Here is a 24,449-nt window from a genome sequence, read left to right on the forward strand (position 1 = left end):
TCAAACCCTCCGTGCCGTCGCGTGCGAGAACAGGCCAGAGGGTCGGACCAGAAGCACCACGATCAAAATGGACAGTGCCGCGAGCGGGACGAGTTCGGATCCGACGTACCCACTCACGACGCTGAGGCCCAGGCCGAGCAGTAGCCCGCCAATCACCGCACCGACGGGGCTGTCCAACCCACCGAGCACCGCCGCGACGAAACCGTAGACGACGACCGAGTCCATGTACGAGGGGTAAACCAGGTCTCCGCCAGCGATCAAGAGCCCCGACAGCGAACCGACCACGGCGGCCAAGGCCCAGCCGAGGGTGAGCATCCCGGTCACCTTCACGCCGAGCATGCGGGACACCTCCTGGTTGAACGCGGACGCGCGCATCTTGAGGCCGACGTCGGTGTAGCGGAAAAGCGCAAGCAGCAGCATCATCACGACAACCACCGAGCAGATCGAGAAGACGTCGAACCCGGTCAGAGCAACGGTCACGTCGCCCACCTCGAAGCCACGCAGCCCGAAAGGCACCGGGAAGGACCGGTAGTGTGACCCGAAGACAATTGCGGCCACGGCGTTGATGACCACGAACAGTCCCAGGGTGAGAATGATCGCGTTCATTTCGGGCTTGCCCTCGACCGGTCGAATGAACACCCGCTCGATGATGGCGCCCAGGACCAGTCCGGAGAGAAGTGCCGCGACGAAGCCGATCCAGTATGGTATGCCCGCATCCACGATCAGCAGCGCGATGTAGGTCGTGATCATGGCCATCGGCGCCTGGGCGAAGTTCACGATCCGCGTCGAGCGCCAGATGAGCACCAGCGCCAGCGCGAAGGCGGCGTAGACCATGCCAAGGGTCAGGCCCGCGAGCGAGGTCGTCAAGAGCTGTTGCACAAGTTCTCCAGTGGTCTGAGTGTCAAAATCCGAGATAGGCGTGGCGCAGCTTCTCGTCCGCGGCGAGGGCGGCTGCCTCGTCATGGGCGACCAGCCGTCCGAGGTCGAGCACGACGCCGATGTCCGCGATGGACAGGGCACTGCGGGCGTTCTGTTCGACGAGCAGGACGGTCAGACCCTCCGATTCCACGAGGCCCCTAATCAGCTCGAAGATCTGCACAACGATCCGGGGAGCGAGCCCCAGCGACGGCTCATCGAGCAGCAGCACCTTCGGTTCCGCCATCAACGCGCGTGCGATCACGAGCATCTGCTGTTCACCACCGGAGAGGATATGAGCGACCGCGCTTCGCCGAGACTCCAGCACCGGGAACAGGGAGTACACCCTGTCGATGTCTGCGGGGCGTGACCGATCGGCGCGCCCCAGCGCGCCGAGCCGCAGGTTCTCCTCGACGGTGAGCTCGGTGATCACCCCGCGTCCCTCTGGAACGTGGGCAAGGCCGAGGCCCGGCATCTTCTCCGCCGGCATCCGCGCGAGGTCCAGCCCGTCGAGGTAGGTGTTCCCCCGATCGGCGCGGATCAGTCCCGACACGGTGCGCAGCAGGGTCGTCTTGCCAGCCCCGTTGGCGCCCAGGACCGCCGTGATCTTGCCCCTGGCGGCCGTGAAGGTCACGCCGTCGAGCGCCTTCACCGGACCGTAGCTCGTGGTCAGGTCACGAATCTCGAGCATGCTCAACTCCCCGTCCGGGCGAGCCGGGCGGATTCGTCGTCGACTTCATTACCGAGGTAGGCCGCCAGTACGGCAGGATTCTCACGGATCTCGTTGGGGCCACCGCTAGCGATCACTCGCCCGAAGTCGAGCACGACAATGTGGTCGCACACGCTCATCACCAGGTCCATATGGTGCTCGACGAGCATGACCGCCATTCGGTCGACGAGCCCACGGATGAGCTCGCCGAGTTCGCTCATCTCATCGCTGGACAGCCCACTGGCCGGTTCGTCGAGCAGCAGCAGCTCCGGCTCGGAAGCCAGCGCCCTGGCCAGAGCGACCCGCTTGCGAATGGGGTAGGGCAGGCTGGCCGGGAACCGCGCGGCATACTGCTCGATGTGCAGCTCGTTCAGCACTGCGGTGGCCCGTCCGCGCAGGGCAGCCTCTTCCTTGCTGCTCTGAGGCAGCCCCAGCAAGCCGGAGAAGAATCCGGCGCCAGCGTGTCGATCGGCGCCGACCATCACGTTCTCGAGAACGGTCATCCGGTCGAAGAGACCGAGCCCCTGCAGCGTCCGTGAAATACCAAGCCCCGCAAGCTGATGTGGCTGGAGGCGGGTGAGGAGCGCGCCGCTCCTGTGCAGGGTTCCCGTGTTCGGCTGCACGAAACCACAGGCCACGTTGAACAGCGTGGTCTTCCCGGCGCCGTTGGGGCCGATGACGCCGAGCACGTGGTTCGGGGCCACCGCCAGGGAAACGTCGGAGAGTGCGTGAATGCCGCCGAAGCTCACCGCGACATCCGACATCTCGAAGACCGGCCCGGCATGATTACTCCGAGCGGGCGGCGTCATTCGTTGACTCACGTTTCTCCCTGCGTTGCGAAAAAGTGCGGTGGTGCTTTGCCTCACTTTGGTCGATGCGCACAGAAAGAGATATGGGCGGAGCGCCTAAGAGGCGTCGTGCAGGTCGATCAAATTTGCCGTTTGGGGTGGCTCAATTGTGCGCTGAGTGGGAACCTATCCAGATGAGACCCGCACCGGAGACCACATCGCCGAAGACCCCGCGCATCCGCGATGCGTTCATCGACGACGATCTTCGGGCTCGGATCGCCCAGGCGTGGGCGTCGCTGCTGGATCGTGGCACGGCCATCGCCGACGACATCACGCTCACGCTGATGGAGAATGACCACGACTACTACGATGGCGCTGGACCGAAGTTACGCGCTGATGTTCGCGCCAACACCCGGGAACACGTTCGGCGCGGCATTCTTACCATGGCGCGACTGGCCGAACCCGAGGACGAGGCGATACATCTGTGGCGGGAGACCGGCCGCCGCCGGGCCCGTCAGGGTGTGCCAATGGAGCTGATCCTCAATGCCTACAGTCTGGGTACCCGCGTGCTGTGGGAGGCGCTCCTCGAGCAGAGAAACAACCCGGATCTCCGGATCGATGATCATGTGCTCCTGATCGCCGGGCAACGGATCTGGTCCGCGCTCGACGTTCAGAACGCTACCATGGTCGAGTTCTACCGCCGTGAGAGTACGCGGCTGCAGCGACGCGACCTTCAGCGTCAGCAGAGCTTTCTCGACGGTCTGGTCGAGGGCCGAGGCGCGGACCCGCTGTTCGCCAGCGAAGCGCACGACGTTCTCGGCATCAGCGCTGACGACCCCGTGGCCTGCGTGGTAGCGCACTTCGACGGGTCCCTCGACGAGCCGCTACGGGCTCCAGAGGATCGCCTCGAACCCGCGGGCGTGTACTCGTATTGGCATATTCGTGGCGGTGCCTTTTTCGGCCTGATTCCGACCAACGACCTGACCCTGCCGAAGCTGATCGACCTGCTCCAACCGTCCGTGGCTGGCCGCGTCGGGGTCGCCCTGTCAATCGACGGTGTCTCCGGTTTCGCCACGGCCTATCAACTGGCTGGCCGGGTGGCCGAGACCCTGCCCCGTGGGTCGCAACAGATAGTGTCGGTGGCAGACCGGCTGCCCGAGGTGCTTCTCGGCGCGAGTCCCGAGGTCACCTCTCTCCTGGTCAGCGAGACCCTCGGGGCAATCCTCGCGCAGCCACCGCAACAGGCCGAAATACTACTCGAGACGCTGCAAGCCCTGTTCGCCAACGACGCCTCACCCACGCATGCCGCCAAACAGCTGTACTGCCACCGCAACACGATCATCTACCGAATGAGGCAGATCGAGTCGTTGACCGGCCGCAGCCTGCAGGATCCGCGTGACAAGCTCATTCTCTCGCTCGGTCTGATGGCCACCGGCCGGTAGTGCCTGTCACCCGGCGCGGGAATGGTGGGAGTGGGGCCGGCTGAACCGCTGTCCAGCATCCGTTCCCCGGGTGCTGGACAGCGGCATCAGCCGATGAGCGCCTCGACCGGGCCGCGCACGAAGTAGAGGATGAAGCCGAGGGCGACGACCCAGAGCAGCGGACTGATCTCGCGTCCCTTTCCGGAGAGGCTGCGCACGAGAACCCAACTGATGAACCCGGCGCCGATACCGTTGGCGATCGAGTAGGTCAGCGGCATCACGATGATGGTCAGAAAGATCGGCAGTGTGCTGGAGAACTCGGTGAAGTCCAGGTGACGGATCTGCGACACCATGAGCGCTCCGACGATCACGAGCGCTGCGGCCGCCACTTCGAGCGGCACGATCTGGGTCAGCGGGGTGAAGAACATGGCGGCCAAAAAGAGGATGCCGGTGATCACGTTGGCCGCGCCGGTGCGGGCGCCCTCTCCGATCCCGGCCCCCGATTCGATGAAGACGGTGTTCGAGGAGGCGCTGGTCGCGCCTCCGGCGACAGCGCCGATGCCCTCGACGATCAGTGCGGATTTCAACCGCGGAAACTTGCCGTCCTTGTCGGCCAGGCCGGCCTCGCTGGCCAGGCCGGTCATGGTCCCCATGGCGTCGAAGAAGTTCGTGAAAACGAGCGTGAAGACGAGCATCACGGCGGCGAGCATGCCGATGCGCTCGAACGCACCGAAGGAGACCTGGCCGATCAAACCGAGGTCGGGCAGGGCAACGACGCTCGTCGGCAGCACGGGGGCATTCAGATTCCAGCCGGCCGGGTTGGTGCCGAATGAGGGGCCAACCTTGAAGATGGCTTCCAGGATCACGGCGATGATCGTGGTCGCGACGATGCCGATCAGCAGCGCGGCCTTGACCTTGCGGGCCAACAGCACGCCCATGATGATGAGCCCGATCACAAAGACCGCTGTCGGCAGGGTGGCAATCGAGCCAGCATCCCCGAGCTGCACCGGCGGTGAATTCGCGCCGCTGGTTCGGACGAAACCGGAGTCGACCAGGCCGATGAACGCGATGAACAGGCCGATGCCTACCGTGATGGCGATTTTCAGTGGGCGCGGGATGGCGTTGAAGATAAGTTCACGCAGGCCGGTCGAGGCGAGCAGCACGATAATGAGGCCATTGATGACGACGAGGCCCATCGCTTCAGCCCAGGTGACCTGACCGACGACACTCACGGCGAGGAACGAGTTGATACCGAGCCCGGCGGCGAAGCCGTAGGGCAGACGGGCGATGACGCCGAAGAGAATAGTCATGACGCCGGCGGTCAGTGCTGTCACGGCGGCGACCTGCTCGTTGGGAAGCCAGCCGCCCTCGACGTCGACGGCGGCCTGGTCGGCACTGAACCCGCCGAGAATGAGCGGGTTCAAAATAACGATGTAGGCCATCGTTACGAAGGTGACGACTCCGCCTCGAAATTCGCGAGACCAGGTGGAGCCGCGCCTGGTGATCTCGAAGTATGCGTCGACGCGGGCTTTCAGGCCACGCGGCGCCGGCTGCGGCGAAGCCGCATTAGTGGGTGTTTCAGTGCTCGAAATGGTGTACTCCCGGTGCCGTGGCTCTTAACGCAAGGTTCCAGTCTACGACCAGGCCAGGCGCATGACTTAAACGTGTGGCACGAACCGTCCCCAAGCCAGGCGCCGTTCCCGGTGCGGGTCCATCTCGACCCGGTCATCCCGATCGATGATGAGCGTCGCGCGCGTGCTTTCGTCGTAGAGCGGCCACTCGGCCGATGGCGCCCCGCCGTGCACGAAGCCGAGCCACCAGCCCTGCATACGTGTCGCGATGCCCTGAAAGGTGCGGCGCCCGCCGAGGGCCGTCATACCGCGGCCGAACCAGCCGTCGAGGCGGTCGAACAACGGAAAGAGTTCGAGGCCGTGCGTTGCATCGAGGCCCATCAGCCGCAGGAGCCGTGGAGCGGCATCGAAACGGTAGAAATACACCGGTGCGTACCTGGAGTGTCGTTCGCCGACCTTTACGCTCGGATACCAGAACGAGTAATCACCGCCGAAATCCAGAGCAGCCCGCAGCGCCGGAATGCCCGGATACTGCGCTTTAAGTGCCTTCTTCGCCTTCTTCTTGGTCTTTTTAAAGATCGTACGGATGCGCGCGGGCGTCGTGGCGAGAATATCGATACGCCCGCTGAACAACGAGCCCTCCCGCGCGTTGGTGCCAATGATCAGCGGAATGCGAGCGGCCCGGCCGTCCCGAAAGGCGTCGAGTGGCCGCTCCGGCAGAAAATCACCGTCGATGACCGGGCAGAGCGGAATGGTGCCCGGGTCCTGATCGGGCGTGCGCACGGTCAGTGCGGTCGTGGCGGCCACGAGGAGTGCCGGGTCGGCGGCGAGCAACAGGCGGGTCGCGTCGGCGGTGCTATGGGGTCGAGGGGCTTCGATCAGGCTGTCCACGAACTCGCCAGCCCAGCGGGCGGTGAGCTCACTCGGGTAGACCGCGTTTGGCGGCGCACTCTGCGCGATCGCCCGGTGGAACAGGCCGGCCGCGCTCGGCACGGTCATCAGTGTGGTGACTGCGTTGCCGCCGGCCGACTCACCGAACAGGGTGACCGCATCCGGATCACCGCCGAAGGCCTGAATGTTGTCCCGAACCCACTGCAGGGCAGCGACCTGGTCCCGCAGGCCCAGGTTGCTCTCAAACGGACGCTCCGGCGAACCAAATCGAGAAAAGTCCAGGTACCCGAGGGCCCCCAGCCGATAGTTCAGGCTGACGTAGACGATGCCGCCACGCCGCACTAGCCCCTCCCCCTGCCGCGGCACCTCACGGCTGGAGCCGACGCTGTAGGCGCCGCCGTGGATGAACACCATCACCGGGCGGAGGGCCCCGCGCTGTTGACCGGCACCGTGTAACTGCGCACCGGGGGCAATCCGTTCGTCGGTTGCGATCACGTTGAGATTGAGGCAATCCTCCCCCTGCGGGATGCGGGGGTGGGCGCCGCGAAACTGACCCTTGTGGCTCTGCGGGGCAATCAGTCCCCACACGCTCGCGTCACGTACGCCGTGCCAGGGCGGGGCCGGCTGCGGGGCACGAAAGCGCAGATCGCCCACCGGAGCGGCCGCATAGGGGATGCCGCGCCAGGCCACTACGCCGCGTTCTCGAACTCCGCGGAGCAAACCGCCGGACACCCGCACTTCGAGACCCTGCACGGTGGTCGGATCAACGAGCTGGCTCATGGGCTCGAGTCTATTCCGCGGTGCTGACCGGCTGCGACTACGCTCGATACAGATACCGCACCAGACGAAACGAGAACGTAAATGGCACTGCCCTGGACCCTGCACGGTGACGGAAAAACCGTCGAGGCGCAGGCGGTCGTCGGCCCTGGCGAACGGCTGAGCTGGCCGTTGACCATAGGCATCGGCTCGCAGCACGTCGTTGCCATGTTCGGCGCGACCTTTCTGGTGCCCCTGCTCACCGACTTTCCGCCGAGCACGACCCTGCTATTCTCCGGCGTAGGCACCCTGCTGTTTCTGCTGATCACCGGCAACAAACTGCCCAGTTACCTCGGGTCGTCGTTTGCGTTCATCGCGCCGATCACCGCGGCAACGGCTTCGGCCGGCATGGGCAGCGCCCTGTTCGGCATCATGGCCGTCGGGGCGCTGCTCGCCCTCGTCGGCGTCATCGTGCAGCTCACCGGCACCGGCTGGATCGACCGGCTGATGCCGCCGATCGTGTCGGGCGCGATAGTCGCCCTGATCGGCTTCAACCTGGCCCCGGTCGCCAAGGCCAATTTCGACAAGGCACCCCTGACCGCGCTCATCACGCTCGTCGCGGTGATTCTCTGCACCGTGCTGTTTCGGGGCATCCTCGGCCGGCTCTCGATCTTTATCGGCGTGCTCGTCGGCTACGTCGCTGGGGTGTTCTTCGGAGAGGTGGACTTCAGCCGCGTTGCAGACGCTGCCTGGATCGGCCTGCCCCCGTTCACCGCGCCGGCCAACCCCTTCGAGAACCCGGCGGCCGTGCTCGGGGTGCTGCCAGCCTTTCTCCCCGTCGTACTCGTGCTCATTGCCGAGAACGTCGGCCATATTAAAGGTGTGGCCCAGATGACGGATGCGAAGGTGAACCGACTCACCGGGCGAGCCCTGCTCGCCGACGGTCTGGCCACCATGCTCGCCGGTTTTGGCGGCGGCAGCGGAACCACCACCTACGGCGAGAACATCGGCGTCATGGCGGCAACTCGCATCTACTCCACGGCGGCATACTGGGTCGCCGGAATCGTCGCTATTCTGCTCGGACTCTCCCCCAAGGTCGGTGCGATCATCTTCACGATCCCCGATGGCGTACTGGGCGGTGTCACCACAGCGCTCTACGGACTGATCGGCGTCATCGGCGTCAAGATCTGGTTGGACAATAAGGTCGACTTCTCCAAGCCGGTGAACCAGTTCACCGCCGCGACCGCGCTCATTATCGGTATCGCCGACTTCACGCTCAACGCCGGAACGCTCAGCTTCAACGGCATCGCGCTCGGAACGGTAGCGGCCATCGTTATCTACCATCTGATGACCTGGCTCGGCCGAGTGCGTCGGACGGCCTGACCCGCCTGACCCGCCTGACAAACGGATGACCGCGCCCGATTTGGATGCGCGCTACGCCGGTTACCGTAGCGCGCACCCAAACCAGGCGCGCGCAAGCAGAAACCGGGACGCCGAGCGGGGACTACCGGTGCAGGGCGGGCACGATCAGGTAGACACCGTAGAGCACGGCGATGGCGCACAGTACGAAGCAGGCGTAGCCCGCGAACAGAGCCAAGGACTTCAGCCCTGGTGTGAGGGGGTTGGCCGCGGCGGCCTTGCGGGCTCGTTTAAGCTGCTTCGCGGCCTTCTTCGGGCTCAGCACGGTGATCGCGCCGGTGAATTCGTGCGGCTCCACCATCGGAATGCGGCCGGCCGTGGTGAGCAGGCGCAGTCCAAGCGAGTACAGGCTCACAAGCACGGCCGCCGAGAACAACGACGCGGCCGTGACGATGAGGAATGCGCTCCAGTCGATCACAGCGACACCTTCCTGCGGTCGCCACGGCCAGGACGCGCGGGCCGACGCGGCGTCTTCTTAATTCTGACCACCCGTCCGGCATCGTCAATGTCATTGAGCAGCGTGTGGTGCGTAACTCGGTTGCGCCTCGACCAGCGAAACAGAGCCATGATCACGATGGTTCCGATTACCATGTCGAGCACGATGCCGATCGGTCCGAGCAACGCGAGTCCCGCGGCGAACGCGCCCATGATGGCCGAGGCCGGCAGTGTCATGACCCAGCCGAGGGCAATGCGTCCAGCCATTCCCCAACGGATGGTCGAGCCCCTGCGGCCGAGTCCGGAGCCGATCACCGAGCCCGAGGCAACCTGGGTGGTGGAGAGAGCGAATCCGAGATGGCTGGAGGCGAGGATCGTCGCGGCGGTGCTGGTTTCGGCAGCGAAACCCTGGGCCGGCTTGATCTCGGTCAGACCGGTGCCCATGGTGCGGATGATGCGCCAGCCCCCCGTGTAGGTGCCGATGGCGATGGCGAGGGCGCAGGCGGCGATGACCCAGAAAGTTGGCCCGCTACCGACGGCCTGAAACCCGCCGGCGATAAGGGTGAGGGTGATCACTCCCATCGTTTTCTGGGCATCGTTGGTGCCGTGGGCCAGGGCGACGAGCGAGGAGGAGAATATTTGTGCGTAGCGGAAGCCGCCGCGGCCGTCGGGCTTGCCCAAATCACGCCGCGTTATCCGGTAGGCCAGCCGAGTGGCGACCAGCGCCACTCCGCCGGCGATTAGCGGTGCGATCAGCGCGGGCAGAATGACCTTTGCGGCCACGACGTTGTAGTCAACAGCCTGGGTGCCGACGCCGATGACCGTGGCACCAATCAATCCACCGAACAATGCGTGGCTCGAGCTCGATGGCAGACCCATCAACCAGGTGACCAGGTTCCACACGATCGCGCCGATCAGGCCGGCGAAGATGAGTTCAGGGGTGATCAGCACCCCGCCGTCCCCCTCCTTGATAATGCCGCCCGACACGGTGCGCGCGACCTCCGTGGAAAGAAAAGCCCCGACCAGGTTGAGAATGGCGGCGACACCGACGGCGACCTTCGGCTTCATTGCGCCGGTTGCGATCGGGGTGGCCATGGCGTTGGCCGTGTCGTGAAAACCATTGGTGAAGTCAAAAATGAGTGCCAGTGCGATGACCAGCACGATGATGAGGCTGAATTCAGGCACGAGATACGACGCTTTCCAGATCAGCACCGAAGGTGAACGTGGCGCGCACCGGTACGCCGGCCAGCACTCCCGGCAGCCAATGCCGGGCATCGTCCCACATGTCATCCACTGGCAGACTCGCGATGTCAAACCAGACCGGGTTCAACTCGTTGGATTCCCGCGGAGTTCCCGACCACTCGTCGCAGACGAACACGGTCGACTCCTGGCTCCACTGTTCGCGGTGCGGGAACAGGTAGGTGAGAAACCCAAGTTCGGTCAGAGCGGATGCTGACACCACGAGTCCGGATTCCTCCTCGATTTCGCGCACGGCCGCATCCACTGCGCTCTCACCGATTTCGAGCTTGCCGCCGAGGCCCACTATGTTGCCCACTCCGAGGCCTTTCTTCTTACGCCCCAGCAGGACCTGCCGATCGCCTTCGGGAGATAGTCGAGTGAGATAGCACACGCATACCTGGGGCAAAGTCATTGCTTTATCTTAATGCTCGTTCACGTGCGGCCGTGCGGAGTGAATTCACGGGCAGCTCAGTTAGGCTCCGGTTATGGACTTTGTACCCGCTACCGGAACCATCACCATGTTCACGACCGACTGGTGCGGTTACTGCAAACGGTTGAAGAAGCAGCTCGACATCGCCGGCATCGGCTACACCGAGGTGAACATTGAGCGAGTTGACGGTACGCCGGAGCTCGTAATGAGCCTCAACAACGGCAACCAGACCGTGCCGACCATTCTGTACCCCGATGGATCGGCCGCGACCAACCCTTCGCTGGCCCAGGTGCAAGCCAAACTAGCCTGACCTGATCGACCCGCTTGACCCGGCCTAGCCGAACAGTACGGAGGCCTCGTCGTAACGGGCCGGTGAGACCCGCTTGAGGCCGATGGTGGCCGAGGCGATGCTCACGACATCGATCTCGGTGCCGCGCAGGGACACCATTGAACCCCAGCGCTCGTTGCGGATCGCGTCGACCGCTGCCATTCCGAGCCGCGTGGCGAGCACTCGGTCGTAGGCCGACGGGGCCCCGCCGCGCTGGGTGTGGCCCAGCACCGTCGCCCGGCTTTCGATGCCGGTACGTTCCTCGATGAGCGGGGCGATGACCTCGCTGATTCCACCGAGGCGGGGCCGGTGAAAAGCGTCGAGCCCCTTAGTGGAGTGCGCCTCCTCCATGCCGGCGAGCAAAAAGCCCTCCGAAACGACGATGACCGGGGCTCGGCCGCGGTCGCGCACATGCTCCACCCACTCACAGATTTGCTCGATCGACTTGGGCTGCTCGGGAATGAGAATGGCGTGGGCACCGCCGGCCATCCCGGAGTGTAGCGCGATCCAGCCGACGTGGCGTCCCATGACTTCGACAACCATGCAGCGGCCGTGGGACTCGGCGGTGGTGCGCAGACGGTCGATCGCCTCGGTGGCAATTTCAACCGCGGTGTTGAAACCGAAGGAATAATCGGTGGCCTCGAGGTCGTTGTCGATGGTTTTGGGCACCCCGACAATGTTGAGGCCAGCCTCGGTGAGGCGGTGCGCGGCGGTCAGCGTGCCTTCACCGCCGATGGCGATCACGGCGTCGATACCGCTGGCGTCGAGCGTGCGCTGGATATTCTCCGGGCCGCCGTTCTCGCCCTCAAACGGGTTGGTGCGGGAGCTGCCCAGGATGGTTCCACCCTGACGGGACAGCCCGCGCACGCTGTGGCGATCGAGGGGCATGAATTCGTTCTGCACGAGTCCGCGCCAACCATTGCGAATTCCGACGAACTCAAAGTCGTGCGTGCGCACGCCCTTGAGCACGGCGCCACGAATAACCGCGTTGAGTCCGGGGCAGTCGCCGCCGCTGGTGAGAATACCGATCTTCATGCGGTCTACAGCTTTCCGTCAAGGGCTTGGGTGAGCAGGCAGATAAGGGCACTCGCCTGCACCGAATCGGTGGCCGAGTACTCCGCTTGGGAACCATCGAGGGCGCGAGCGGCAAGACCCTCTTTGCTGCCGATCAGATCGGCAATGCGTGCGTCGATGGTGTGCGCTGCGATGATGCGCCAGGCGGTGACCGGCTCATCCTGACCGATGCGATGCACCCGGTCGATAGCCTGGGTCTGCTCCGCCGCGGTCCAGCTCAGTTCGGCCAGCACGACGTTCGACGCGGCCTGCAGGTTGACGCCGACTCCGGCCGCGGTCAGCGAGCACACCGCGATGGCGACATCGGGATCGTTGTTGAAGGAGTCGATCGCAGCCTGGCGGGCCACTGCACTTTGATCCCCGCGCAACGAGACCGTTTTCAGGTCGCGCTTGGCGAAGATCTCCTCCGCCGTGTCCATGACGTCGATGTGCTTGGCGAAGAACACCACCTTGCCCACCGAGCGCGCCAGTTGCGCGGCGTAATCCGCCGCAAGCCCCGCCTTGGCCTGGCCAATCTTGCGCACCATCGTGAACACGTTTTCACCGGTGGTCTGACCCTTGGAATCTTCGAGTTCCGCGTGGGCGACCGCGCGAACGTAAGCATCCCGCTGGTCTTCGTCGGGAACGGCCGGGCCGCCCGAGCCGACATGCCTGGCCGCCACGAGCGCGTGGTACCGGGTGACCAGTCGGGCACCCAGCTCGCGTTCGGCCTGGCGGATCGACCGGCCGAGGTCGTCGTCGAGTTCTACTGGAAGGTCGGCGATGCGCTTGGCTGGCAGATCGGCGGCTACGTCCACCTTGCGGCGACGCACGATGCCCATGTCGATGACGGCGGCCCGGGCTTCCTTATAGAAGCCCATGTCGGCCGGGGTCAGGCCGGTCTCCTCCAAGCGTTTCAGCAGCGCGGGGGCCGGTTTGTCGCCGTCGATCCAGCCGAGGAACTGCCAGATGGCGCGAAAATCATCAACGTCGTTGATGAGGGGGGTTCCGGTCAGCGCCATCAGCAGCGGGTTACCGCCCGGGGTTCGGCGACGAATCTGGTCGGCGAGCGAGAGCACGTGCTTGGACCGCTGGGACGACAGATTTTTGATGAAATGCGCCTCGTCGACGACCATGCCCTTGAACCCAAGCGTGCCGAGCCAGGCCAGGTGCCGGTCGAGAACGTCATAGTTCACGACAACCACATCGGCGAAAGCGTCGAGGCTGTCGCCGTCGCCGTGAATGACCGTTGCCCTCCGGTTCGGCGTCCACAGTTCAACTTCGCGCGCCCAGTTCATCTTCACCACGTTGGGCACGATGGCCAGCAGCGGGTAGGCGTTGGCCACGGATGCCGCCAGCAGGCTCTGCGCGGTCTTTCCGAGGCCCGGCTCGTCGGCGAGCAGGTAGCTGCGGTGCCCGAGCCGTGCGCTTTCGATGAATCGGGACTGGTGCCGCATGAGTTCCATGCCACCCGGCGAGAGCCGGTCTCGGCGAGGTTCCTCCGGCATGTCCATGCTGGCCGCCTGGCCGCCTGAACCGTACTCGAATGACTTGAACAACGGGCCGAGCAGTTCCCAATTGGCGAGCCGACGCGGGTGCACGACCGGCTGAGCTGCGGCGCTGAAGTCGGGGGCGAGGAACGGGTTGGCGAGCTGCCTGGATTTCACCGACTGGGGGATGACCTGGTTTTGCAGCACGACCGGTGCCGCCTCGGGCTCGCGGGTGATAATGAGTTCGTCGGGGCTGAGCTCGGCACCGGATTCGAGCAGCCAATCGCGCCGAAAGCGCTGGGCGACGGTGGAGACGCCGGCGTCGGGTTCGAGCAGCGTGATCAGGCTGGTGTCTCTGGCGGCAGTCTTGGCCAGAATTTGCGCGATCCCGTCGAGGCGTTTGAGCAACTCTGCTCGGTTCGCATCGGAGAGTTCCTTGTCACCTTTGACCCTGGCTCGTTCTTCACGCATTAACAGGGCGATGACCTGGTATTTCGTGCGATTGGTTGGCCCGAGCTTGGTGCCGGACTGCGCCTTGGCTTCGACCTCGCGCACCTTGCGCGCGAGAATCGGAATGATCGGGGCGTCGTCGTCGCGGGACCGCGGATGAGCCCGATTGCGGGTGACTCCGTTACGACCGAGGTTGTTCCGGCTGCCCGAGGCATCGGTGCGGGTATAAGCCATTGTTCTCCACTTCGAAGCAGCACGGTACGGGTACCGGCTGTACCTGTCCACGCGTTCCGGTCACGGTCATTTCGGTGTTACCGGAACGCTGCGTTTGCGCGAATCGTTATGTGGTGCGCGGAAATACACGATTCGCGAAACGCGGCACGGGTCGCGATCTGACGCCAGACCCAAGGTCAAGCGGATGCTGTCGCAGCGCTGGTGCCGTCAAATCAACGATGTCAATACATTGATTTTACGAAGAACTTCCACCGCATACGAGCGCACAGTAGAGACCTGACCCGAGTTCTCTCAACGCGGTAGTAGTCTACGCCCGACGTTCAGTCCTTGCGAACCGGCACTTTGGTGCGCAAACCGACCACGATGAAGATGATCGCTCCGATGAATTGTGCCGAAACCCAGCCCTGACCGCTGAGGTCAATAATTACGACCGGGTTCCACAGGACGGCCATCGGAACGAGACCGACCAGCCAGTACCAGGAACGCGCCTGAATCACGAAGACACAGATAATAAGGGCGAGGATACTGACCGCGTAACGGATGATGATGAAACTCTCACCGTCAAGAAGCGCGAGTCCGGCGAGCAGAACGATGGCTCCCAGCAGGCCCGGCGCGAGAGCCGAGCGGGTGAATGTCGGTGCGGCTGGAGTGCCCATCAGACGCCACCCCCGCCGCCGCCGCCGCCTCCGCCGCCCGAGAAACCGCCTCCGCCTCCGCCGCCGCTTCCGCCTGAACTCGAGGAGCTGGTGGCGCTCCCCGACCATGACGCCGTCGCGGCAGTCGAAAAGGAGCTGATGGCACCCGCGAAATAGGCCGCCTGAAACATTCCGGATCCGAAATACCAGTCGGGCTGGGTGTTAGCTTCGGCGTAGTACTGGCTGAGCACGCCTGACCATTCTTTTTCCTGCCCAAACACTACGGCCAGGGGCAGCACGCGCTCGTAGAGCTGCACGACCTGCTTGGAGCGGGCGCCCGCAGACCCGGAGCTGATGCTCGGGTCAGGTAGGCCGGACTCCGGCCGATATATGGAGCGCAGGGATCCCTCCGGACTTTGCAATACCCGCAGCCGGTCGGCTTCGGCGAGACCTATATACAACTTGACGCCCTTCAGATAATCACGCAGTTCCGCACCGCTCTCGGTGAGCGTTCTAAAATTAGCGACGAACCCGATCGTGGCAACTGCGGCCGCGATGCCTACCGCAATGATCGGCAGCGGCCAGAACCCGCCCACCACGGTTATGACGGCGCCAAGGCCCGCTACGACCGCTACACCGGAGCTGACCACGGCAAGTCCGATGAGACCACAGCGCAGAGCGACGCTTTTCTGTTCACGCAGCCCCAAACGCAGGGATTCAACGCGGCTCGCGGAACGTTCCTTCGCTAAGGCAGTGCTCAGCGACAGGCTCTTCCTCTTCAGGTCACGCTGGTCGCCGGGCTGCAGTGTGGGAAAGAGCTTACCGAGAATGCGACTCTCGGTCTCATCGACACCGTCGGCGTGTACGAATTCGAGCAAAAAATGACTCTTCTTGTCGCCCGCCTCAAGAATGCGCACATTTCCCCGCACCGCGAAACTAATAAATTGGGCCGCCATTGCCCTGCTGGCAGCACCGACGATATCTCCAGATGTGAGCAGGTTCACTCCTCGGGGCGGTAGATACTCGGCGATAATGGTGGATCGACCGCGCGCATCGCGCAACAGAGTGGCGCGCAGCAGTCCCCCCAGCAGGGCCGTCAGCAATGCCGCGATAGCACCGACCAGGCCGACACTGGGGAACGCGTTGGCGGTGAATGAATCGTCTCGCGGCACGAAAGTGCCCGGTTCAAACTCAACATCGATGGTCAGGTTGCCCCCGGGCCCGAGATCCATGGCGAGTGCCGAAACGGTCGTCTCAGCCGACGAACCGGTGGAACGGATGCTGTCACACGCCGCCGCCGCTCCCTCCGTACCCTGTGCGCACGAGGTCCGCCCGGTCAGGCTATCGACGAGGGCTGGATCGAAACTCACGGTGGCGCTAACCCGTCCAAAAGCCTGGTCCCAGCCGGTTCCGTTGACATCCCAGTAGAACTCCTCCTGGGCGGTGTCGTCGGGGTACAGGGTAACGTTCGATTGGGAATAGCCGATCACATAGGTCTGCACGCCGTGCACGTACTCGTCGGCAGCACTCGTCACGACGAGAAACTCCTGGTCACGGTCTTCGCTGGTGACTTCGGTGTCGAATGTGCGCGGCGTGCCGTTCTCGTCGGTGACGCTGTCGATCACGATATCGGTGGGGCGTCCCTCGTAGTGCGTGGGAATGGCACGCTGAATTCCGTGATTTTGGTCGAAACTCGGAAACCTCGCCACGATTGTCTCGACGGTCTTGAGCGTGGACCGTCCGTCAGCGTCACGCCCGAGGTCGTATTCCGCGTCGAAGGAGTCAAAGTTGAAGTCGCTAGCATCGGCGCCTACTGCGCGAACGGTGCCGGTGCTCGCCGGGACGATCGCGGCTTGCGTGGGCGCAGCCAGCACGAGCACGGCTCCCCCGACGATCAGTGCCCCGAGAGCCAAGACAAGCGCGGAGCGAACCGATTGGAGCATGAGTCCACTCTACCGAGCGTACGGCGCGGGCCAGCGCCGCCTCGGTCAGGCGTGTTGGATGGGAATCGACGTCGTCGACGGCGGGCGTTCAAACAACGTCTCCAGCCCCGGCTTCAACTCGGCCAGCCAGGCAGCGTAACCGGCTGGGTTTAGGTGCAGGCGGTCGATGCCCAGAGCGGGGTCGAGTTCGCCGTCAGGCAGGGCGAGGGCTGGCCAGAGGTCGAGGTACTGCACGTGCTGGGTGGGAGCGTACTGCCAGATATGACGATTGATGGAGCGGATTGTTGCGGCAAAAACCCGGTCACGCGGCAGAACGGATTGCACCATAATGCGGGTTTCCGGCAGCGCGCGCCGCAGCGTGTGCAGAATGGTCTCCAGGTTGCGTACAACGTATTCATCGGACCTGCGCCAGCCGAGATCATTGGTTCCTACCCCGATCACGATGGCATCGGGCCGCAATTCAATCACCTGGGGAAGTTGCAAAATCACCTCGTCGGTGGAGTTGCCGCTCGCGGCCAGATTGTGCACGTCGTGCTCGGGAAACCATTCGTCCCACTGACCGCCCGAAACGAGGCCGTCACCCAGAAAGGCGAGAGAAACTGACATAGTGACCTCCTACTCATAACCCATCATGCCCCGAACCGGGTCGAGTGACCAGAATTCTCAGACTATATGCACGTACTACCGCCGGGTCAGGCGTCGTCAGAGCGCGACACCGTCCCGAGCGGATGCTCCGCCTCGGCTTCGCGTTCCGCCGCGGCCGTCGCCGTGATGCGGGTGGCCATGCCCTCGAAGATGATGCCGTGGAACGGCAGGATCGCTGCCCAATACAGCCGACCGCCGAGGCCGCGGGGAAAGAACACCGCGCGCTGCCGGTAGAGCGAGCCACCGTCATCCGTCGGGGTGACGCTCATTTCAAGCCAGGCCCGCCCGGGAACCCGCATCTCGGCGCGCAACCTCAGGAAGCTGCCGTGGTCAATCTGCTCGACTCGCCAAAAGTCGAGTACTTCACCCGTGTGCAGGTGGTCGCGGTTGCGGCGGCCACGGCGCAGTCCTACACCGCCGACCGCCTTGTCCATCAGGCCGCGCACGGCCCAGGCCAACGGAAAGGAATACCATCCATTCTCGCCGCCGATGCTCTCGATCACCCGCCACAGTGCGGCGGGGTCGGCCGGGGTGGTCTTCTCACGCAGGTCGGTATAGACGGCGTGGCCGGCCCAGTCCGGGTCACTCGGCAGCGGGTTGCTCGACGCGCCCTCGATCGAGGAGTTGCGCCAGCTGGTCTCGACGTCACCGTTGCGCATACGGCCGAGCGCCAGGCGCACCGCCCGTCGGTAGCCGGTGAGCCCGCCCGCCGGCTGCGGAATGAACTGGTCGATGTCGTTCTCGTGCACGACGCAGTCGTACTGCAGGGACGCGATGATGGGGATGGCAAGATTGCGCGGAATCGGCGTGACCAGGTTCACCCACTGCGAGGCCAGCCAGGGGGTGAGCACGGGCAGGGCGGCGATGGCGCGCTGTTTGAGGCCGGCTTCGAGGGCGTACCCGTTCATCATCTGGCCGTAGCGCAGCACGTCGGGGCCGCCGATGTCAAAGGTGCGGTTCACCTCGTCGGGTAGATCGGCTGCGGCCTGCAGGTAGTACAGCACGTCGCGCACGGCGATCGGCTGGATCTTGTTGCGCACCCATTTTGGGGCGGGCATGTAGGGCAAAACGTCGGTGAGGTGGCGGATCATCTCGAACGAGGTGGAACCAGAGCCGATCACCACACCGGCTTGGAACGCGATGGTCGGCACGCCGCTGTCCAGCAGGATGCGGCCGACCTCCATGCGGGAACGCAGGTGGGTCGAGAGCGTGTCGGTATCGGGGTGCAGCCCGCCGAGGTAGACGATGCGCGCGACGTGGGCTGCGGAAGCGGCCTGGGCGACGTTCTCGGCGGCAACATGCTCGGTTTTCTCAAAGTCTCCGGCTGCCCCCATGGAGTGCACGAGATAATACAGCACGTCGATGTCGGCACAGGCGCCCTGCACTGACGCAAGGTCACCCAGATCACCCTGCACAACCTCAACCTGATCGGCCCAAGGCACATCCCGCAGCTTGGACGGGGTGCGCACGAGCACCCGCACAGTGAAACCGGCCTCCAGAAGTTTGGGAACGAGACGACCGCCGATGTAGCCGGTAGCGCCCGTGACAAGTGCTCTGCGTAAGGTCATGCGGCGGAGTTTATCCCGTTTCCGTAGCCCGGCACTGAGCGGATGCCCCGAACCGAATTAGAGGATGGCCTTGGTGTGCCACACCGTCTTCAGTTCGGTGAAGGCGAGAATGCGGGACAGGGCCGGTGCCGCAGCATCCGCGCCGACCTCTGGCGGGAGCACCCGCTTGAGCGTGTCGGCGGCGCTGATCTGCAGCTCCACCCAGTCGAGGTCGCCGGCACCGACGAGATCGAGGGCGTTGACGTCGGCGTGGGTGGCCAGCCACGGCGCGATCTCGGCCGGCGAACCGGTGACGATGTTGACGACGCCGCCGGGCACGTCGCTCGTGGCGAGCACCTCGCCGAGGCTGATCGCTGAGAGCGGAGCGTTCTCGTTGGCAACGACGACGACGGTGTTGCCGGCGACGAGGGCTGGCGCGATCGCGCTGACCAGGCCGAGCAGCGATTCGGCGCCTTGCGGTGCGATGATCGCGACGACACCCGTCGGTTCGGGCACGGAAAGGTTGAAAAACGGGCCGGATACCGGGTTGGCGTTGCCGGCGACCTGCACGTATTTGTCGGCCCAGCCGGCGTACCAGACCCAGCGATCGATGGCTTCGTCGACCTGGGCGCTCGCGCCGGCGGCGTTGACGCCCTCACAGCTCATGATTTCGTCGATGAACTGCGCCCGGCGGCCCTCGAGCAGTTCAGCGATGCGGTACAGCACCTGGCCGCGATTGTAAGCCGTGGCGCCGGCCCAGCCACCGAGCGCGCTTCGGGCAGCGACGACCGCGTCACGGGCATCCTTGCGGCTGCCCTTGGCTGCGTTGGCGAGAAAGTCACCTTTGTGCGAGAGCACCTCGTAGACGCGGCCGGATTCGCTGCGCGGAAATTTGCCGCCGATGTACAGCTTGTAGGTCTTGGGGATGGCGAGGCGATTCACTTGGCGGCCTTCTCTGCTGATGCGGACTTCTTGCCGGCGGACGTGGACTTCTTGCTAACGGGTGTCGTCGGGTGATCAGCGGCGGCTGTGATCGACCGGGATCCGGTGCGCACAGCGGGCTTGAGGTACGCGGCGAGGCCGTGACGGCCACCTTCGCGTCCGTAGCCGCTTTCCTTGTAGCCGCCGAACGGACTCGACGGGTCGAACTGATTGAAGGTGTTCGCCCAGATCACGCCGGCACGCAGCTTGTCGGCGACAGCGAGGATGCGGCTGCCCTTATCGCTCCAGATTCCGGCGGAGAGACCGTACGGCGTGTTGTTCGCCTTTGCGACGGCCTCAGCCGGGGTGCGGAAGGTGAGCACCGAGAGCACCGGGCCGAAGATCTCCTCGCGGGCGATACGGTGGCTCGTTGACACGTTGGTGAAGATGGTCGGCGCGAACCAGAAACCGTTCTCGGGGATGACACAGTCGGCGCTCCAGCGCTCTGCTCCCTCCTGCTCGCCCAGATCGGACAGCTCCCGAATGCGCGCGAGCTGTTCGGCGCTGTTGACGGCACCGATGTCGGTGTTCTTATCGAGCGGGTCGCCCAGGCGCAGCGTCTGCATGCGACGTTTGAGCCGGTCGATGACGTCGTCGTGGATGCTTTCCTGCACCAGCAGGCGGCTGCCGGCGCAGCAGACGTGGCCCTGGTTGAAGAAGATTCCGCGCACGATGCCCTCGACGGCCTGGTCGATCGGGGCGTCGTCGAAAACAATGTTGGCGCCTTTGCCGCCGAGTTCGAGGCTGAGCTTTTTGTCGGTTCCGGCGACCGAACGGGCGATAGCCCGACCGACCGAGGTCGAACCGGTGAACGCGACCTTGTTGACGCCCGGGTGGTTAACGAGGGTCGCTCCCGTGCTTCCGTCACCGGTGATGATATTCACGACACCGGCGGGCAGGTCGGCCTGCTGCAGGATTTCGGCGAACAGGAGCGCGGTGAGCGAGGTGGTTTCGGCGGGCTTGAGCACGACGGTGTTGCCAGCGGCAAGCGCCGGGGCGATCTTCCAGGCGAGCATCATGAGCGGGAAATTCCACGGGATGACCTGAGCGGCGACGCCGAGGGACGCCGGGTTGGGTCCGACTCCGGCGTGGTCGAGCTTGTCGGCCCAGCCGGCATAGTAGAAGAACCAGGCGGCGACGAGGGGAATGTCGACGTCGCGGGTTTCCTTGATCGGCTTGCCGTTGTCGAGGGTTTCCGCGACGGCCAATTCGCGGGCGCGTTCCTGCACCAGTCGGGCGATGCGAAACAGGTACTTGCCGCGGTCACTGCCAGACAGGCGGGACCAGACCCCGTCGTAGGCGTGGCGGGCGGCGGAAACGGCGGCGTCGACATCCGCTTCGTTGGCGGTGGCGATCATCGCGATCTGCTGCTCGGTGGCGGGGTTGATGGTCTGAAACGGAGTACCACGGCCGGGCGTGAAATCACCGTTGATGAACAGGCCGTAGTCGCTTTTGAGGCCCAGCAGTGCCCGCGACTCTGGGGCGGGGGCGTAGTCGAGGAATTTCATGGTCGTTCCCTAATCAATCGTCACGTAGTCGGGGCCGGAGTAGTGCCCGGTCGTCATCTTTTGGCGCTGCAGCAGCACGTCGTTCAGCAGGCTGGAGGCGCCGAACCGGAACAGGTGCGGCGTGAGCCACTCTTCCCCCACGGTTTCGGCTACTGTCACGAGATATTTGATGGCGTCCTTTGAGGTGCGGATACCGCCGGCTGGCTTCACGCCGATACGCACGCCGGTCAGACGGTGCCAGTCCCGCACGACCTCGAGCATCGACAGCGTCACCGGCAGCGTCGCGGCCGGGGCCACCTTGCCGGTCGACGTCTTGATGAAGTCACCCCCGGCGAGGATGGCGAGCCAGCTGGCCCGGCGCACGTTGTCGTAGGTGTTGAGCTCGCCGGTTTCGAGGATGACCTTGAGGTGAGCCATCGACCCGTCGGCGCGGCGGCAAGCGTCTTTTACAGCCACGATCTCGTCGTAGACCTGGCCGAACCGGCCGGCGAGGAATGCTCCACGGTCAATGACCATGTCGATCTCGTCTGCACCGGCCGCAACCGCGTCGTGCACGTCGGCGAGCTTGATGGCGAGTGAGGCACGGCCGCTCGGAAAGGCGGTCGCGACCGCCGCGACGTTGACCCCCGATGTACCACCGGCGGCGTGGGCTGAGCCGAGCGCCGTGACGGCCGAACCGACCATGTCGCCGTAGACGCAGACCGCTGCGACGCGGGGTGTGCCGGGGTCGCCAGGGTCTGGCAGGAGGGCCTTGGCCACGAGGGAGCGCACCTTGCCTGGGGTGTCGGCACCCTCGAGCGTGGTGAGGTCGATCAGGCCGATGATGGTGTCGATCGCCCAGCGTTTGGAGCTGGTCTTGATCGAACGGGTGCCGAGGTCGGCGGCGCGGGCTTCGAGGCCGACGGCGTCGATTCCGGGGATGCCGTGCAGGTACCGGCGCAGGTTGGCGTCGGTGGCCTCCCCGCCGATCAACGCGAGGGCACGCTGGGCAGGCTGGTAGGTGGCCAGAGGGCTTTGGGTCATGGGGTGTCCTTTTCCTGGAGCAGAGCGTTCGCGGTGTCTTCGTCGGTCACCAGCACGGTGCACAGCCCGTTGCGCACGACGGCGCGGGCGATGGCATGCTTATTGTTTCCGGAGATGACCGCGATTGTGAGCGGGGCGCGGCGCAACTGGTCGATCTGAATACCGACCGTTCGTTCATTGAGTTCGGCGTCGACGATGCGGCCGTTCGCATCGATATAGCGGCCGACTACGTCGCCGACGGCACCGCGCGAGACCAGGTCGTCGATCTGTTCCACTGTCAGGTAGCCGCTGTCGACGAGGGCGGAATTCGCATCCGCCTGGCCGGCGCTGAAGAGGTAGGCCTGCGCGTTGCGGCCCAGGGCGAGTACCCCGGCGACGGTGCGGTCAGCTTCCATCGCCTGCTTGGTTTCGAGGCGTTCAAAGATGGCGGGGCTCGGCAACAGGGTGGCCGCGCCGTCGCCCTTGTGGGCGATGGTCACGGCAGTGGATGCCGCGGTGCCGGTGCGTTGGTTCAGGCTGACGCCACCGTTGATCTGAACCACGTTGACCCCCGGCGCCCAGCCCTGCTTCAGGTGCACGGACACGTCGTGCAGGGTACGACCCCAGCTGATACCCAGCGTGCGCGGGATCGGGCGGAGGCCGGCCAGAAAGTCCGCGGCGGCCTGCGCGGTGCGCGACTGCAGTTCGGCTTCGCTCGACACCCCAGCGGAGGAAACGACGATCGCATCGGTGAGGCCGGTCGATTCGCGCAGGCGCCGTTCGATCGGCAGCCGGCGGGCGCGCGGGTGCACGATCTCGATGCGGATGAACCCGTTTGCCTTCGCGCTTGCCAGCAACCGGCCGACCTTCCAGCGGGTCAGGCGCAAAATCACACCGATCTCGTCCTGGGTCTGGTTCTCTTCGTAGTAGAGCTCGGCAGCGCGGATAGAGAGGAGTTCGTCGGTATCGCTCATGTCGGGGTCGCGGTCCAATCGGTTGAAGCCAGCTTAGGGCGGTCCGCCGAGCGAATCAACACTCGTGGGTGTTGTTGCTCATCTGAGCACAATCCGGCCCTGGCTGCGGCTGCGATCGCCCCCAGTACGATCAATACATGAGCAGCAGTGCAGCGCCCCGGTTCGTTCTCGCCGTCGATGTCGGGGGTACCAAGGTCGAATCCGCCCTCGTCGACGACCGCGGCCTGGTGCTCGCTTCCAGCCGGCATCGCGCTGCGACCGGGTCGCGCGCTTCGAGCGAACAACTCGCCGTCGCGCTCACGAGTGCGGTAACTCAGACCCGCTTGAGCCTGCCCACCGGTGCGGCCCTGGTTGGGGTTGGTATCGGCTGTGCCGGGCCGATTCACCTGCAGCAGGGGGCGGTGTCACCGCTAAACCTTCCGGTCTGGCGCGGGTATCCCCTCAAAGACCTCGTCGCCGCCCTCGTTCCCGATTTGCCGGTGCGCCTGCGCATGGACGGGCTCTGCATCACACTGGCCGAACACTGGGTGGGAGCAGGAAAGGGTGTCGACAACCTGATGGGCATGATCGTTTCGACCGGCATCGGCGGCGGCCTGATTCTCGGTGGCGTCACCGTGTCGGGGCCAACCGGAAATGCTGGCCATATCGGCCACATCGAGGTCGGCGGCTTTGACGATCCGTGCGCCTGCGGCGGCGTCGGCTGCATCGAAGCAATCGCGTCAGGGCCGAAAACCGTCGCCTGGGCACGGACGCAGGGGTTCAAGGGCGAGTCGGGAGAAGATCTCGCGGCAGCCTACTCGACCGCAGATCCGATTGCGATCGCCGCCGTAACGCGCAGCGGCCGAGCGCTCGGTCAGGCCATTGCCTCCGCAGCGACGCTGCTCGATCTCGACGTAGTCACTATCGGTGGCGGCTTCGCCAATGTCACGCCCGACCTGCTCGATTTCGCACGGGAAACGATCGCCCGGCGGGTGCAGTTCGACTATGCGACCCGGGTGCGAGTGGTACCGTCAGCGCTGTCGGGCGACGGCCCGCTGATCGGCGCCGCGGCGCTCATCCACCGTGCCGACCTCGTGCCATGATGA

The 24,449-nt window shown here is 64.8% G+C and carries 22 protein-coding genes; 4 read left to right on the forward strand and 18 right to left on the reverse strand.

Annotation, left to right across the window (positions count from 1 at the left end; all coding sequences use genetic code 11):
* The 3 genes from E3T39_RS10420 to E3T39_RS10430 are packed head-to-tail and all read right to left on the reverse strand — an operon-like array spanning position 1 to position 2,445.
* A complete protein-coding gene (locus E3T39_RS10420) occupies positions 1-879 on the reverse strand; it encodes a branched-chain amino acid ABC transporter permease (protein ID WP_134515039.1) in 879 nt (292 codons plus the stop codon).
* Between the two features lie 22 nt (positions 880-901).
* Positions 902-1,606 carry an ABC transporter ATP-binding protein gene (locus tag E3T39_RS10425; RefSeq protein WP_134515041.1) on the reverse strand — a complete coding sequence of 235 codons (705 nt, stop codon included), beginning with the start codon at positions 1,604-1,606 and terminating at the stop codon, positions 902-904.
* Positions 1,607-1,608: 2 nt separating this feature from the next.
* Entirely contained in the window at positions 1,609-2,445 is an 837-nt protein-coding gene (locus tag E3T39_RS10430; RefSeq protein ID WP_241979651.1) for an ABC transporter ATP-binding protein, read from the reverse strand.
* Positions 2,446-2,606: 161 nt separating this feature from the next.
* On the opposite strand from E3T39_RS10430, the gene E3T39_RS10435 reads away from it, so the two are divergent.
* Entirely contained in the window at positions 2,607-3,854 is a 1,248-nt protein-coding gene (locus tag E3T39_RS10435; protein ID WP_166784102.1) for a PucR family transcriptional regulator, read from the forward strand.
* Between the two features lie 86 nt (positions 3,855-3,940).
* Here the strand turns inward: E3T39_RS10435 and E3T39_RS10440 are convergent, their stop codons facing one another.
* Positions 3,941-5,368: an NCS2 family permease gene (locus E3T39_RS10440; protein ID WP_420898159.1), complete on the reverse strand. Its 1,428-nt coding sequence runs from the start codon at positions 5,366-5,368 to the stop codon at positions 3,941-3,943.
* Positions 5,369-5,491: 123 nt separating this feature from the next.
* Positions 5,492-7,075 (reverse strand): carboxylesterase/lipase family protein, encoded by a 1,584-nt coding sequence (locus E3T39_RS10445; RefSeq protein WP_134515045.1) that lies wholly within the window; start codon positions 7,073-7,075, stop codon positions 5,492-5,494.
* A gap of 81 nt (positions 7,076-7,156) precedes the next feature.
* Here E3T39_RS10445 and E3T39_RS10450 point away from each other — a divergent pair, with 81 nt between their 5' ends.
* The gene (locus E3T39_RS10450; RefSeq protein WP_134515047.1) at positions 7,157-8,434 is read left to right on the forward strand and encodes a uracil-xanthine permease family protein; all 1,278 of its coding nucleotides are present in this window, start codon (positions 7,157-7,159) and stop codon (positions 8,432-8,434) included.
* Positions 8,435-8,555: 121 nt separating this feature from the next.
* Here the strand turns inward: E3T39_RS10450 and E3T39_RS10455 are convergent, their stop codons facing one another.
* From E3T39_RS10455 to E3T39_RS10465, 3 genes are read right to left on the reverse strand one after another with little or no spacing between them, the layout of a single operon-like run.
* Positions 8,556-8,888 carry a peptidase gene (locus E3T39_RS10455; RefSeq protein WP_134515049.1) on the reverse strand — a complete coding sequence of 111 codons (333 nt, stop codon included), beginning with the start codon at positions 8,886-8,888 and terminating at the stop codon, positions 8,556-8,558.
* Positions 8,885-10,090 (reverse strand): inorganic phosphate transporter, encoded by a 1,206-nt coding sequence (locus tag E3T39_RS10460; protein ID WP_241979652.1) that lies wholly within the window; start codon positions 10,088-10,090, stop codon positions 8,885-8,887. The genes E3T39_RS10455 and E3T39_RS10460 overlap by 4 nt, the downstream gene beginning before the upstream one ends.
* Entirely contained in the window at positions 10,083-10,556 is a 474-nt protein-coding gene (locus E3T39_RS10465) for an 8-oxo-dGTP diphosphatase (protein WP_134515053.1), read from the reverse strand. Before E3T39_RS10465 ends, E3T39_RS10460 begins: the two co-directional genes overlap by 8 nt.
* Before the next feature lie 73 nt (positions 10,557-10,629).
* On the opposite strand from E3T39_RS10465, the gene E3T39_RS10470 reads away from it, so the two are divergent.
* Positions 10,630-10,884 (forward strand): mycoredoxin, encoded by a 255-nt coding sequence (locus E3T39_RS10470; RefSeq protein WP_134515055.1) that lies wholly within the window; start codon positions 10,630-10,632, stop codon positions 10,882-10,884.
* A 24-nt stretch (positions 10,885-10,908) separates the two neighbouring features.
* Here E3T39_RS10470 and E3T39_RS10475 read toward each other — a convergent pair whose 3' ends face one another.
* The 10 genes from E3T39_RS10475 to E3T39_RS10520 form a co-directional block, all read right to left on the reverse strand.
* Positions 10,909-11,937, reverse strand: coding sequence for a 6-phosphofructokinase (locus E3T39_RS10475; protein ID WP_134515057.1), 1,029 nt, complete (start codon positions 11,935-11,937; stop codon positions 10,909-10,911).
* A 5-nt stretch (positions 11,938-11,942) separates the two neighbouring features.
* Entirely contained in the window at positions 11,943-14,129 is a 2,187-nt protein-coding gene (locus E3T39_RS10480) for a DEAD/DEAH box helicase (protein WP_134515059.1), read from the reverse strand.
* A 320-nt stretch (positions 14,130-14,449) separates the two neighbouring features.
* On the reverse strand, positions 14,450-14,785 hold the full coding sequence (locus E3T39_RS10485) for a DUF6804 family protein (RefSeq protein WP_241979653.1): 336 nt from the start codon (positions 14,783-14,785) through the stop codon (positions 14,450-14,452).
* Complete coding sequence (locus E3T39_RS10490) at positions 14,785-16,707, reverse strand: DUF2207 family protein (protein ID WP_134515061.1); 1,923 nt, start codon at positions 16,705-16,707, stop codon at positions 14,785-14,787. The genes E3T39_RS10485 and E3T39_RS10490 overlap by 1 nt, the downstream gene beginning before the upstream one ends.
* Before the next feature lie 45 nt (positions 16,708-16,752).
* Complete coding sequence (locus E3T39_RS10495; protein ID WP_241979654.1) at positions 16,753-17,313, reverse strand: GDSL-type esterase/lipase family protein; 561 nt, start codon at positions 17,311-17,313, stop codon at positions 16,753-16,755.
* An 86-nt stretch (positions 17,314-17,399) separates the two neighbouring features.
* A complete protein-coding gene (locus E3T39_RS10500; protein WP_134515063.1) occupies positions 17,400-18,920 on the reverse strand; it encodes an SDR family oxidoreductase in 1,521 nt (506 codons plus the stop codon).
* 57 nt (positions 18,921-18,977) lie between these two features.
* Complete coding sequence (locus tag E3T39_RS10505) at positions 18,978-19,841, reverse strand: aldehyde dehydrogenase family protein (protein WP_134515065.1); 864 nt, start codon at positions 19,839-19,841, stop codon at positions 18,978-18,980.
* On the reverse strand, positions 19,838-21,388 hold the full coding sequence (locus tag E3T39_RS10510; protein ID WP_134515067.1) for an aldehyde dehydrogenase family protein: 1,551 nt from the start codon (positions 21,386-21,388) through the stop codon (positions 19,838-19,840). Before E3T39_RS10510 ends, E3T39_RS10505 begins: the two co-directional genes overlap by 4 nt.
* Positions 21,389-21,397: 9 nt before the next feature.
* Entirely contained in the window at positions 21,398-22,411 is a 1,014-nt protein-coding gene (deoC, locus tag E3T39_RS10515; protein WP_134515068.1) for a deoxyribose-phosphate aldolase, read from the reverse strand.
* Positions 22,408-23,364, reverse strand: coding sequence for a sugar-binding transcriptional regulator (locus E3T39_RS10520; RefSeq protein WP_134515070.1), 957 nt, complete (start codon positions 23,362-23,364; stop codon positions 22,408-22,410). The genes deoC and E3T39_RS10520 overlap by 4 nt, the downstream gene beginning before the upstream one ends.
* Positions 23,365-23,501: 137 nt before the next feature.
* Here E3T39_RS10520 and E3T39_RS10525 point away from each other — a divergent pair, with 137 nt between their 5' ends.
* Positions 23,502-24,446 (forward strand): ROK family protein, encoded by a 945-nt coding sequence (locus E3T39_RS10525; protein WP_134515072.1) that lies wholly within the window; start codon positions 23,502-23,504, stop codon positions 24,444-24,446.
* Positions 24,447-24,449 lie beyond the last annotated feature (3 nt).

The organism is Cryobacterium suzukii (assembly GCF_004403185.1).
Lineage (GTDB): Bacteria > Actinomycetota > Actinomycetes > Actinomycetales > Microbacteriaceae > Cryobacterium > Cryobacterium suzukii.